Annotated in this window: 3 protein-coding genes; all 3 read left to right on the forward strand. The window is 72.2% G+C overall.

Features of this window, described 5'->3' with window-relative positions; translation table 11 throughout:
- Positions 1-59: 59 nt before the first annotated feature.
- Genes FBQ73_RS10375 through FBQ73_RS10385 form a run of 3 tightly spaced genes read left to right on the forward strand, consistent with a single transcriptional unit; the run spans position 60 to position 14,046 of the window.
- On the forward strand, positions 60-302 hold the full coding sequence (locus tag FBQ73_RS10375; RefSeq protein ID WP_138399402.1) for an MbtH family protein: 243 nt from the start codon (positions 60-62) through the stop codon (positions 300-302).
- Positions 299-9,931 (forward strand): non-ribosomal peptide synthetase, encoded by a 9,633-nt coding sequence (locus FBQ73_RS10380; RefSeq protein ID WP_246089650.1) that lies wholly within the window; start codon positions 299-301, stop codon positions 9,929-9,931. The genes FBQ73_RS10375 and FBQ73_RS10380 overlap by 4 nt, the downstream gene beginning before the upstream one ends.
- A gap of 2 nt (positions 9,932-9,933) precedes the next feature.
- Positions 9,934-14,046, forward strand: a complete 4,113-nt coding sequence (locus FBQ73_RS10385) for a non-ribosomal peptide synthetase (protein ID WP_138399403.1) — start codon at positions 9,934-9,936, stop codon at positions 14,044-14,046.
- Positions 14,047-14,180: the final 134 nt, after the last annotated feature.

Below are 14,180 nucleotides of genomic sequence, written 5' to 3' on the forward strand. Positions count from 1 at the left end.
GCACCCACCCATCGGCAGGGCGCCGGCCATGATCCGCCCGGACGGGCGCGAAGGTTGCCATGGCATTCGATGACGAGAACGCGGTGTTCCGCGTGGTCCGCAACGATGAAGACATGCATTCCATCTGGCCGCTGCACCGGCCCGTGCCCGCCGGCTGGAGTGACGCCGGCTTCACCGGCACCAAGACCGCCTGCCTTGAGCATGTGGAGCGGGTCTGGACGGACATGCGCCCCCTGAGCCTGCGCCGGGCCATGGACGGCGAAATGGCCGCAGACACGGACGGCAACGGAGCCGCCCGGTGAGCCACGTGGTGAACCACCTGCCGCAGCCGCCCCTGCCCATCGTCGCCGCCGAGCCCACGGACATCGCCACCCATCTTGCCGATCTGGCGGCCCGCCAGGGCGAGGCGCTTGCGCTCCAGCTGCTGGACGACCCGCGTGACGGCGAGCGCACCGTGAGCTACGCCGCCCTCGACGCTAGGGCGCGGGCCTTCGCCGCGCGGCTGGAGGACCATACGGAGCCCGGCGCCCGGGTGCTGCTTCTGCTGGAAACCGGCCTCGATTATGTGGGCGCCTTCTTCGGCTGCCTCTATGCCGGGCTCATCGCCGTTCCCGCCTTCCCACCCGAGGCCAACCGGCCGCAGCATCAGGCCCGCCTCGCCGCCATGGCGCGCGATTGCGGCGCCTCCATCGCCCTCGTCCATGCCGGCGACCGTGGCGCGGCCGAGAGTCTTCTCGCCGCCCGGCCGGGCACGGCGGTGCTCTGCGTGGAGGATGTGGCGGACGGCGATGGCAACGGCTTCGTCCTGCGTCGGCCGCGCCCGCCCGACATCGCCTTCCTGCAATACACGTCCGGCTCCACCTCCACCCCCAAGGGCGTGATGGTGAGCCACGGCAACCTCATCGCCAACGAAACCGCCATCCGCGCGGGCTTCTCGATCCTGCCGGACAAAACTATCCTGAGCTGGTTGCCGCTCTATCACGACATGGGCCTCATCGGCGGGCTGCTGCAGCCGCTGTTCAATGGCGGCGCCTGCATTCTCATGTCGCCGCGCCATTTCCTCGCCCGGCCGGTGCGCTGGCTGGAGGCCATGTCGCGCTTCCGCTCCGAGGTCAGCGGCGGGCCGGACTTCGCCTATCGCATGTGCGTCGAGCGCATCGATCCAGCACAGGCGGACGGGCTCGACCTGTCCGACTGGAAGGTCGCTTATTCCGGCTCCGAGCCGGTGCGGGCCTCCACCATGGAAGCCTTCGCCGCGCGCTTTGCGCCCTTGGGCTTCGACGCGCGGGCCCTGCACCCCTGCTACGGCCTTGCCGAAGCGACCCTGTTCGTTACCGCCCGGCGGCGGGGCGAGGGCCTGACGGCGCCCGGCTTCGACGCCGCGCGCTTGGCCGAAGGAGAAGCGCAGCCGGGCCAAGGCGCCGAGGCGGTCCGCGTGGTCGCCTGCGGCGTGCCGGCGGCCGACCACGGCGTGCGCATCCTCGATCCCGCCACCGGCGCGCCGCTGGCCGAGGGCCGGGTGGGCGAGGTGGTGGCCTTCGGCCCCAGCATCGCCCAGGGCTATTGGAACAACCCAGCCGCCACCGCAGCCACCTTCCCCGACATGGACGGGGTCCGCATACTGCGCACCGGCGATCTCGGCTTCCTGTCCGCCGGACAGCTCTATCTTGCGGGCCGGGCCAAGGACCTCATCATCATCCGCGGCCAGAACCTTTATCCCCACGACATCGAGGAGGTGATCGAGCGGGAGGTGGATCTGGTGCGGCAGGGTCGCATTGCCGCCTTCCCGGTGGCCTGCGACGATGGCGAGGGCATCGGCGTCGCCGTGGAAATCTCCCGCCGCACCCGCAAGACCGTGTCGGCGCGGAGCATCGCGGCGCTGGTGTCGGAAGTGGTGGGCGACGCCTTCCTCGAACCCGCGCGAGTGGTGGTGCTGCTGGAACCCGGCGCACTGCCGCGCACCTCTAGCGGCAAGCTGCAGCGCAGCGCGGTGGCGCGGGGCTATCAGGATGGCACCCTCGACGCCTTCGCCATCCTGCGCGACGGCGTGCTGGAGGACCGGACCGGCGACACCGCCCCGGTTGCGCCCGCGGCCAGCGCCATGACGGAAAAGCTCGCCGCCATCTGGTCCGAGGTGCTGGGGCGGCAGGATCTCACGGCCGACAGCCATTTCTTCGCCCTCGGCGGCAATTCGGTGGAGGCCATGCGGGTGCGGGCGCGCCTCGCCTCGCTCGGGCTGGATGTGCCAGTGGCGGAGCTGTTCCGCCACCCCACCCTCGGCCGCCTCGCGGCCGCGCTGGAGCAGATCGAGGCGGCCGCACCCGCATTCGCCCCGCCTGCGGCCATCCCGGATGGCCCGGTGCCGCTGACCCCCGCGCAGCGACGCATGTGGTTCCTCTCCGAGGCGGCCGCCGGCGCGGCGAGCCGGGCCGCCTATCACGTGGCGGGCGGCATCCGCTTTCCTGGGCCGATCGACCGTGACGCGCTCGCCGCCGCGCTCACGGACCTCGTGGCCCGCCACGGGGCGCTGCGTACGCGCTTCCTGCGCATGGAGGCCGGCGATACGATGCAGGAGGAACTGGCCGCCGCCGACCTTCCGCTCGACTTCGCCGACCTTCGCTACGACCCGGATGGCGCCCGTTACGCCGCCCTCGCCAGGACCCATGCGGAAGCACCGTTCGACCTTGCGGTCGCGCCCCTTGCCCGCGCTTTGCTGGTGCGCCGGCCGGACGGCCGCGACGAACTGCTCGTCACCCTCCACCACCTGATCTGCGACGGCTGGTCCCTTGCGCTTCTGAACGAGGAACTCGCCGCAGCCTTTGCCGCGCGCGCCGCAGGATCGGCCCCCACGCTGCCGCCGCCCGGGTCCTACCTCGCCTATGCCCACCGGCAGGCGGCGGAAGCCCCGGACCAAGCCGGCCTCGCGTTCTGGCGCGACCGGCTGACCAATGCCCCCGCCCTCACCACCCTGCCCGCCGACCATCCCCGGCCGGCCGAGGCGAGCCATCGCGGCGGGCGGCTCGACATCACCTTCGACCCGGCCCTGACGGCCGACCTGCGCGCGCTCGCGGCGGCCGCCGACGCCGCCCTGCCCATGGCGCTGCTCGCCCTGTTCAACGTGCTGCTGCATCGCCTTTCGGGCGCCGACGACCTGTGCGTGGGCCTCGCCTTCGCCAACCGCGTGGCGGCCGACAGCCACGACACCATGGGCCTGTTCGTGAACACCCTGCCGGTGCGCCTGCATGTGGACGGCGCTGCGGCATTCGCCGAGGTGCTGCGCCGTGCCCGCGACGGAGTGATGGAGGCGCAAACGCACCAGCACGTGCCGCTGGACCGGGTGCTGGACGCCCTCGGCACCGCGCGCAGCCTCAGCCGCCATCCGTTGTTCCAGACCCTCTACACCCACCTGCCGCGCCGGGCCGGGGCGGGCGTGGACACCTTCACCCGCGACAGCGGCGGCCAGCAGTTCGACCTGGCGCTGGAGAGTGCCGAGACCGCAGATGGCGGCCTCGCGCTCGCCTTCGGCTATGCGCTGGACCTGTTCGAACCGGCCACGGTGGCCCGCTTCGCCGACGCCTTCGCCACCCTCGCGCGAGCCGCTGTCGCAGCACCCGATACCCGGCTCGATCTGCTCGCGCTGGAGGATGAGGCGACGCTCGCTGCCCGTGCCGCCCCCTGGCCGGACCGGAGCGCCCTGCCCGACCTGCCGGTGCCGGACCTCATCGCCCTGCAAGCGCGCCGGCGGCCTGACGCGCCAGCGGTAATCTTCGGCGACACCATTACATCCTTCGCCGCGCTGGAGGCGCAGGCCAACCGCCTTGCTCATGTGCTCATTGCCCATGGCGTGGGACCGGAGACGCGGGTGGGCGTGGGCCTGCCGCGCGGGCCGGGGCTCATCGCCGCACTGCTCGCGGTGTGGAAGGCCGGCGGCGCCTTCGTGCCGTTCGATCCCGACCACCCGGCCGAGCGCATCGCCCATATCCTCGCCGATGCGGGCACAAAGCTGGTGCTGGCGCGCGAGGGCTTCCCCCCGGGCCTGCCAAGTCTTGACCCGGACCAGTGCGACCCTGAACGTCTCGGCCTGTCGTCCCGTCCGACGACGCCGGTGGGCAGGACGTCCCATCCCGACCAGCTCGCCTATCTGGTCTACACCTCCGGCTCCACCGGCCGCCCCAAGGGGGTGATGGTGGCCCATGGCGCGCTCGCCATGCATTGCCGCGCAACCGGCGCGCTCTACGAGACCTCCGAGCGCACGCGGGAATTCCACTTTCTCTCCATGAGCTTCGATGGCGCCCACGAGCGCTGGATGGTGCCGCTCATCCACGGCGGCGCCATCATCCTCACCGACCGTACCCCCTGGGCCACGGCCGACACGCTGGACGCCATCGCCCGCCATCGCGCCACCCACGGCGGCTTCCCGCCGGCCTATCTCGATGCGCTGGCCGAGACCGCGCAGGCGCGGGGCGAAGCCCCTGGCGTGGACATCCTGTCCTTCGGCGGCGAGGCCATGCCGGCGGAGAGCTTCGCGCGCATCGCCAGCGCGCTGAAGCCCCGCCTGCTCATCAATGGCTACGGCCCCACCGAGGCGGTGATCTCGCCCCTCGCCTGGAAGGTGCCGGCGGCCACCCGCCTCGACACCCCCCACGCCCCCATCGGCCGCGCCGTGGGCACGCGGCGGGCCTATGTGCTGGACGGCGCCCTCAATGTCCTGCCCGTGGGCATCCCCGGCGAGCTTTACGTGGCCGGAGAAGGCCTGGCGCGCGGCTATCAGGACATGCCCGGCGCCACCGCCGAGCGCTTCCTGCCCGATCCCTTCGGTCCGCCGGGCGGGCGCATGTATCGCACCGGCGACCGGGCCCGCTGGCGCACCGACGGAACGGTGGAATATCTCGGCCGCACCGACCGGCAGATCAAGCTGCGCGGCTTCCGCATCGAGCCCGGCGAGGTGGAGGCGGCGCTGCGTGCGCTGCCCGGCGTTGGCGCCGCCGCCGTCGCCCTGAAGACCGCGGGCGCCTCAGCCCAGCTCGTGGGCTATGTGGTGGCGACGGCCGAAATTGCGCCTGATCCCGCCGCGCTGCGCGAGGCCTTGAGCCGGCGCCTGCCCGACCACATGGTGCCGTCCCGCCTTGTGGTACTTCAGGCCCTGCCGCTGAACCCCAACGGCAAGGTGGACTATGCCGCCCTGCCCGTTTCCGAGCGCCCCGCCCCGGCACCCGAGGGCCGCCCGCCGCAGACGGACGACGAAAGGCTGCTCGCCCGCATCTGGGCGGAGGTGCTGCGCCTGCCGGACCTGCCTGACCTCGACGTCAACTTCTTCGAGCTGGGCGGGGATTCCATCCTGAGCCTCCAGATCGTCGCCCGCGCCCGCCGCGCCGGGCTGGTGCTGTCCGCCCGCGACCTGTTCGGGCACCAGACCATCGCCCGCCTCGCCGGTGCCGCCCGGCGGGAGGAGACGCCGGCGGCACCAGAAGCCCCGGGCGGCCCCCTGCCCCTCACCCCGCTCCAGCGCGCCTTCCTCGATAGCGGCGCGCCGCGCCTCCAGCACTTCAACCAGACCGTGGTGCTCTCCCCCACCCGGCCGCTGGATGCCGGCCATCTCGCAGCCGCCATCGGCCATGTGACCCACCAGCACGGCGCCCTCCATTTGCGCTTCACGCGGACCCCGGATGGCTGGCGGCAGGAGGAGGCTGATGCGGCCACGACACCGCCCCTCGCCGTGGTCGCGACGGCGGACCGGGAGGCGGCCGCCGCCCTATTCGCCTCCCTCGAAAGCGCGCTCGACCTCGCCGCGGGCCCGCTGTTCCGTGCCTTTCTGGCGAAGCTCGACGACGGCACGCAGCGGCTGTTTCTCACCGCCCACCATTTAGTGGTGGATGCGGTCTCCTGGCGGATCCTGCTGGACGAGATCGGAAGCGCCTATCTCGACCTGGAACAGGGCCGCCCCCTCGCCTCGCCCGGCCCCGGCACGCCCTTCGCCGTCCGCACCCTGCACCGGCCGGCGGCAACCGTCCCGGTACCCGCCATCGCCCTGCCCTGCGACCATCCCGAGGGCGCGAACACCTTCGGCCACCGCCGCTTGACCCGCCTCGCCCTCGATGCCCCGCAGGTGGAGGCGCTGCGACAGGTGGCGCACGCCCACCATGCCCGGCTCGACGACCTGCTGCTGGCCGCCGTGGTGCGGGCCACGGGACGCCTGCGCAGCCTGCCCCAGCTCACGGTGGGCATCGAGAGGCATGGGCGGGACCTGGTGCCGGGCGCCGATTTCAGCCGCACCGTGGGCTGGTTCACCGCCCTCGCCACGGCTACCATGCCGCTGGAGGACGACCTGCGCCGCGCTCTGCTCGCCACCAAGGAGGCCGCCCGCCGTGCCGTCGCCGACGCCTTGGGCCCGGCCCCGGCGCTCATTTTCAACCATCTCGGACGGGTGGATGCGGGTCGCGCCGGCGCCCTGTTCACCCTCGCCGCCATGGACCTTTCGGCCGATCCGGACCTGCCCCTCGGCGCCGAGCTGATCGTGGATACCAGCGAGACGGAAGCCGGCGCCGAACTGCGCCTCACCACCTCCACCGCGCGCTGGGAGGAGGCGACCCTTGCCCGCCTCAGTGAGGCCATCGCCGCCGACCTTGCCCGCCTTGCCGCCCTCGACGGCGACGGCGCCTCGCCCTCCGACTTCCCCCTCGCCGGCCTCTCCCAGCCGGCGCTGGACAAGCTCGCCCTGCCCTGGCGCGAGATCGACGACCTCTACCCGCTGACGCCGACCCAGCAGGGCATCCTCTTCCATGCGCTGGAGGGGTCAGGAGATGGCGCATATGTGAACCAGCTGCGCGTCACCATCGCCGGGCTCGATGCTGAGCGCTTCGCCGCCGCCTGGGCACGCGCGGTGGCGCGCCACGATATCCTGCGCAGCGCCTTCCTGTGGACCGCCGACCTCGGCGCACCCTTGCAGGCGGTCCGGCGGCATGTGCCGTTCGCCGTGGACCGGCACGCCCCCATGGACGCCGCGGACACCACCGCCCTCGACGCCATCGCTCAAGACGACCGCGCCCGCGGCTTCGCGCTGGATGCGGCGCCGCTCATGCGCGTCCGCCTCGTGCCCCTCGGATCCGACGCGCACCATTTCATCTGGACCGCCCACCATCTGCTGCTGGACGGCTGGAGTTCCGCCCGCCTCTTGGCGGAAGTGCTCGCCGACTATGCGGGCGCCGCCGTGCCCCCGCCCCCGGCACGGTTCCGCGATCATGTGGCGGCCCTCGCCACCCCGCGTGCCCACGGCGAGGCCTTCTGGCGCACGCGGCTGGCGCGGCTTGAGGAGCCATCCCTGCTTGCCGCCACGACCACGGCCCCGACCGTTCACCGGCACCTCGCGGTGCCTCTGGCGGCGGAGCGCTGGGAGCTCCTGACCGCGGCGGCAAAGGCTGAGCGGGTGACCCTTGCCAGCCTGTTCCAGGCGGCCTGGGCGCTGGTGCTGAAGCACATGACCGGGCGGCCCGCCGTGGCGTTCGGAACCACCGTTTCCGGCCGGCCGGACGACGACCCGCGCATGGAAAGCGTGCTCGGCCTGTTCATCGCCACCGTGCCGACGATCCTCACCGTGCCGGCGTCCGGACGGGTGGCGGACTTCGTGCGCGAGGTTCAGGCGGAGAGCGTGGCGACCACGGCCCATGCGGACACGCCGCTGGTGAACATCCTGCGCTGGGCCGGACGCAGCGGGCAGGCCCTGTTCGACAGCCTGCTGGTGTTCGAGAACTATCCCATGGACGCCGCCCTGAAGGCGCGCACGGTGGAGGGGCTGGCCTTCGGCCCGGTGATCTCGCAGGAGGCCACCAACTTCCCCCTCACCCTCAGCGTCATCACCGACGCCGAGCCGCGCCTTGCATGGAGCTACGACGCCGAGCGCTTTTCGCCGTCCGCGATGGAGCAACTCTCCAACCGCCTGCTGCTGGCCCTCGACCTGCTGGCCGGGAACCCGGAGGCGGACCTCTCCGCCCTCTCCCTCACCTTGCCGCAGGAGATTACAGCCGCCCGCGCCCACGGCGCTGCCACCGCGCCCGGCGCGGACCTGACGCCGCTGCATGAGCGCATCGCCACACAGGCCCGCCTGCGGCCGGATGCCACCGCCGTCACCTGCGGCGCGGACGTTCTCACCTATGCCGATCTCGACCGCCACGCCGAGCGCCTCGCCCGGCGTCTTGCGGAGGCGGGCGTGGGGCCGGGCGACATCGTCGGCATCAGCGCCGAGCGCTCACCGGCCCTGATCGCAGGGCTCCTCGCCATCCTGAAGACCGGGGCGGCCTACCTGCCCCTCGATCCGATCTACCCGCAGGCGCGCCGCGCCTACATGATCGCCGATGCCGACGTGCGTTGCATCCTCGCCGACACGACCAATGCTGCCGATCTGCCGCAGACCGGGCTGCGACACATCCCCCTCGACCTTTATGGGGAGGCCGAGGAGGATGCGGCGGCGACGCGCCTTTGGCCGTCGCCGCACCCGGACCAGCCCGCCTACGTCATCTACACCTCCGGCTCCACCGGCACGCCCAAGGGCGTGGTGGTGACCCATGGCAATGTGGCGCGCCTGTTCTCCGCCACCGCGCCGTGGTTCGGCTTCCGGCCGGATGACGTGTGGACCCTGTTCCACGCCTATGGCTTTGACTTCTCGGTGTGGGAAATCTTCGGTGCCCTCAGCTTTGGCGGGCGTCTGGTGGTAGTGCCCCACGCGGTGAGCCGCGCCCCGGAGGAGTTTCTCGACCTCGTGGTGCGCGAGCGCGTCACCGTGCTGAACCAGACTCCCTCCGCCTTCCGCCCCTTCCTGCAGGCGGCGCTGGCACGGACCGAGACGCCGGACATCGCCCTGCGCCACGTCATCTTCGGCGGCGAGGCGCTGGACGTGAGCGTACTCGGCCCCTGGTATGAGCGCTTCGGCATCACGGCTCGCCTCGTCAACATGTACGGCATCACCGAGACCACGGTGCATGTCACCTACCGCCCGCTCGGTCCCGGCGACGTTCCAGGCGCGAGCCGCAGCCCCATCGGCGGGCCGATCCCCGACCTCACGCTGCATCTTCTCGACGATCGGCTGGACCCGGTTCCGGTCGGCGTTCCGGGCGAGCTGTGCGTCGGCGGCGCGGGCCTCGCGTCCGGCTACCTGAAGCGGCCGGGCCTTACCGCCGCGCGCTTCGTGCCGGACCCGTTCGGGCCGCCCGGCAGCCGGCTCTATCTGAGCGGCGACAAGGCTGTGCGACGGGCGGACGGAACCCTCGACTATCTCGGTCGCGGCGACGGTCAGGTGAAGATCCGCGGCTTCCGCATCGAACTGGGCGAGATCGAGGCGCGCCTGCGCGACGATACTGCCATCACCGACGCCGCCGTGGTGGTGCGGGAGCTTCCCGGCGGGCCGGCGCTGGTGGCCTATGTGGTGGCGAGCGGCAAGCTCGATCCGATGGCCGTGCGCGAGCGGCTTCAGGCAGGATTGCCGGATTATATGGTGCCGGCCCATGTGGTGGCCCTCGACGCGCTGCCCCTCACCGCCAACGGCAAGCTGGATCGCGCCGCCTTGCCGGAACCGCGCGCCAACGCCACGCTTTCCGCGCCGCCGGAAGGGGCCGACGAGGAAGCCCTCGCCGCCATCTGGCGCGACGTGCTGGGTGCCGGGGAGATCGGCCGCGAGGATAATTTCTTCGCCCTCGGCGGCCATTCCCTGTCGGCGACGCAGGTGCGGCTGGAAATCCGCGAACGGCTCGGCGTGGAGGTCCCAGTGCGCCGCCTGTTCGAATGCCAGACCCTGCGCAGCCTCGCTGTAGTGCTGGCCGAAACCCGCGCCACCGATGCCCGCGCCGCCGTAAACACCGCCACCACCGCCGCGAGCGGACCGGCACTCGGCGCAGATGCCCTGGCGCAGATGGATGCGCTGCTCGGTGAACTGGAGGGATGAGCATGGCCCCCTCGCCGCACGACCTCGCCCGCCGCTTCGCCCAGCTGGCACCCGAAAAGCGCCGCCAGTTCCTGGACGCCCTCGCGGCAGCCGGCGTCGACTTCCGCCTGCTGCCGATCCCGGCGGCGCCTCGCCCGCAGGGGCGCGCGCCGCTCTCCTTCGCGCAGAACCGCATGTGGGTGGCACAACAGATGGGCGGCAATGGCGCCCTCAACACCATCGCCGGGGGCCTGCGGCTCGACGGCACGCTGGACGCCGATGCCCTCGCAGCCGCCTTCGCCGACCTGGCTGCCCGCCACGAGGCCCTGCGCACCACCTTCACCCTGACCCTGGACGGCGTGCCCGAGCAGGTGATCCATGAGACGGCACCCGTCTTTCTCGACCACGTGGACCTCTCCGACACCGCCGATCCGGCCGCGCGGCTGAAAGCCCTCTCCGACGCCGACGCCGCCCGGCCGTTCGATCTTCTCGCCGGGCCGCTCACCCGCGCCACGCTGGTGCGACTTGCGCCGGACGCCCATGTGCTGCTGCTGACCCAGCACCACATCGTCTCCGATGGCGCGTCCCTCGCCGTGCTGCTCCGGGACCTGATGGCGCTCTACGCCGCCCGGCGCGCCGGCACACCCGCGCCGCTTGCACTGCCGCCCCTGCATTATGCCGACTATGCCGTCTGGCAGCGCAACTGGCTCGAGGCCGGCGAGATGGCGCGGCAGATCGAAGGCTGGCGCACCCGCCTCGGCGACGGCGGCGCGCTCCTGGCCCTGCCCACGGACCGGCCCCGCCCGGCGACCCAGAGCCATCGCGGCGGGCGCCACGCCGTCACCCTGCCACCGGAGCTGGCCGCGCGCCTGCGCAACCTGATGCAGCAGGCCGGCGCCAGCACCGCCATGGGGCTCATGGCCGTGCTGCTGGCCCTGCTGTTCCGCCTGACGGGCGAGCGCGACCTGCGGCTCGGCATCCCCGCCTCCAATCGCGACCGGCCGGAGACGCACGACCTCGTCGGCCTGCTGGTGAACACGCTGGTGATCCGCACCGAGATCTGCTGCGCCATCAGCTACCGCGAACTTCTCGACGCGGCGCGGGCCGCCATGCTCGATGCCCAGACGCTTCAGGACGCGCCCTTCGAGGAGGTGGTGGAGGCGCTCCAGCCCGAGCGCAGCCTTGCCCGCAGCCCGCTGTTCCAGGTGATGCACAGCCATCTGGTGGACGAGCGCCCCGCCCGCATGGCCGGCCTCACCCTGTCCCCCGTGGCCCGCGACACCGGTGCCATCGCCTTCGACCTGGTGCTGGAGACCACCGAGCAGTCGGACGGCGCCATAATCGCCGCCTTCGGCTATGCCCGCGACCTGTTCCGGGCGGCGACCGTAGAGCGGATGGCGGAGCTTTTCCTCGCTCTGGCGGCGCGCTGCCTCGCCGTGCCCGACGCCGCCATCGCCGACGTCCCGCTGGTGGATGCGGCGACCCTCGACCAGCTCTCCGCGCCCTGGCCGGGAGATTTGCCCCTCGCGGATGATCTGGTGCCCCACCTGATCGCCGAGGCGGCGCGGCGCCGTCCCGATGCGCCAGCCGTGATCTGCGGGGATGAAACCCTGTCGTTCGCCGACCTGGAGCGGAGCGCCAACCGCATCGCCCACCATCTCCTTGGCCTTGGCGTCACGGCGGAGACGCGGGTGGCGGTGGGCCTCAAGCGCGGGCCGGGTGCGGTGGCAGCCTTCCTTGGGGTACTGAAGGCGGGAGCGGCCTTCGTGCCGTTCGATCCCGACCATCCGGCCGAGCGCATCGCCGACGTGGTGACCGATTCCGGCGCCGCCTTCGCCCTTGTGGAGGCGGACGGGCCGGCGCTGCCGCAAGCCATAACCGCCCTCGTGCTGGAGCGGCTGGATCTCGCCGCCCTGCCGGACACCGCGCCGCCGCTGACGATCCACCCCCAGCAGCTCGCTTATGTCATCTACACATCCGGCTCCACCGGGCGGCCCAAGGGGGTCGGCGTGCCCCATGGCGCCCTCGCCATGCATGTACGCGCCACCGGCGCGCTCTATGGCACCGGCGAGGAGACGCGGGAGCTGCATTTCCTGTCCTTCGCCTTCGACGGCGCCCACGAGCGCTGGATGGTGCCTTTGGCCTTCGGCGGCGCCATCGTGCTGCGCGACCAGGGCCTGTGGAGCGCCGAGGAAACGCGGGATGCCCTAGCCCGCCATCGCGTCACCCACGCCGGCTTCCCGCCCGCCTATCTCGCCCAGCTCGCCGAATGGGTGGAGAGCGCGGGGGATCCGCCGCCGGTGCAGGTCTATTCCTTCGGTGGCGAGGCCATGCCCCGCGCCGGCTTCGAGGCGGTGAAGCGGGCGCTGCGCCCGCAGGCGCTCATCAACGGCTACGGTCCCACCGAAGCGGTGATCTCGCCCATGGCCTGGCGGGTGCCGGCCTCCGAGAGCTTCGACGGGCCCTATGCCCCCATCGGCCGCGCCGTGGGCCAGCGCCGCGCCTATGTGCTCGACGATGGTCTTCAGCCCGTGCCCATCGGGGTGGCGGGCGAGCTTTATCTTGCTGGAGAGGGGCTGGCGCGCGGCTATCTGGGCCGGCCCGGCGCCACCGCCGAGCGCTTTCTGCCCGACCCGTTCGGCCCATCCGGCCGGCGCATGTACCGCACCGGCGACCGGGTGCGCTGGCTCGCCGATGGAACCGTTGAATATCTCGGCCGCGCCGACCAGCAGATCAAGCTGCGCGGCTTCCGCATCGAGCCCGGCGAGATCGAAGCCCAGCTGCGGCAGGAGGAGACGGTGCGCGAGGCGCTGGTGATGCTACGCACCGACGGGGCAGCGCCCCGGCTCGTCGCCTACGTCACCCCCGTCGAGGGCGCGGCGGCCGAAGAAGCGCCGCTGCGCGCCGCCCTTCTGCGCCGCCTGCCCGACTACATGGTGCCAGGCCGCATCGTGGTGCTCGACGCCTTCCCAGTGACTCCCAACGGCAAGCTGGACCGCGCCGCTTTGCCCGCCCCGCCTGAAACGCAGGATCTCGTCATGGCGCCCGAGGGCGAGACCCAGCAGGCCATCGCCGCCATCTGGTGCGACGTGCTGGGACGCACCAGCGTGGGTGCCAACCAGAATTTCTTCGACCTCGGCGGCAATTCCCTCGCCGCGCTCCGGGTGCTGAATGCCCTGAAGACGCGCTTCCCGGACAAGACCATCGGCGTGCCGCTGCTGTTCAGCCACCAGGATGTGGCGAGCCTTGCCGCGGCCATCGATGCCGACGCGGTGGGCACGACGCAGGTGGTGCGGCTGAACCCGCGCGGCAGCCGGCCCAAGCTTTACTGCTTCCCAGGCCTCATGGTGAACACCCGCGAATATGCCCCGCTGGTGCGGCGGCTGGGGCCGGACCAGCCGGTGACCGGCTTCGTGTGCTACTCCCTCACGGAGGAGCGCAAGAGCGTGGTGTCGGTGGAGGACATCGCGGCGCGCTACGCCGCCCATATCCGCGCCGAATGCGCCGGCGGCAGCGCCACGTTGCTCGGCTGGTCCTGGGGCGGGGTGCTGGCCTTCGAGGCCGCGCGGCTTCTGGCCGGCGAGGTGGACATCGGCTTCGTCGGCATGCTGGACGTGTGCAATCTCGACGTGAACTTCGCCGTGGGCCGGCTCGCCGACATCGCGTCCGCCGACCGCGCCCGCCTTACCGCGCAGGTCGCAACCTGGCTCGACCGCGCGCCCATGCGGGCCGAATGGGAGAACCTGTTCGCCCGCATGGACGACACCCTGTTCACCCAGTTCCTGCGCTACGTCGAGACCATCGGCGGCGACCTGCCCACGGACGGGCCGGGCCTCGGCAGCCGGGAATACGAGCTGTGGACCTTCATCGACAACACCCTGCTCTACCGGCGCTATTCCATGGCGCCGTTCGATGTGCCGGTGCGGGTGTGGCTGGCGGAGAACTCGGTGGCGCGCGGGCTCGACCTCGTGGACTGGAGCCGCTATTCGCCCCGCGTGGACCAGGTGGAAGTCATCCCCGGCGTCACCCACCGCGAGATCGTGGACAGCGCGCGCTTCCACGACAGCTTCGCCCGCAGCCTCGCCACGGCCTGGGACGCGCCGCACCCCTCCGTTCTGGCCGGAGCGGCGGAATGAGAGGGCGTCCCCAGTTGGCCATCGGGGCAGGACCCGGCGGCGGAAGCAGGGCTCGGGCGGTGGCGCCGGGCCTCAACGCGCCTCCGCCGGGCGCTTAGAGCGTTCTCGAGCGAAGTGGGTACCGTTTCGCGTGA

The organism is Xanthobacter autotrophicus (assembly GCF_005871085.1).
Lineage (GTDB): Bacteria > Pseudomonadota > Alphaproteobacteria > Rhizobiales > Xanthobacteraceae > Xanthobacter > Xanthobacter autotrophicus.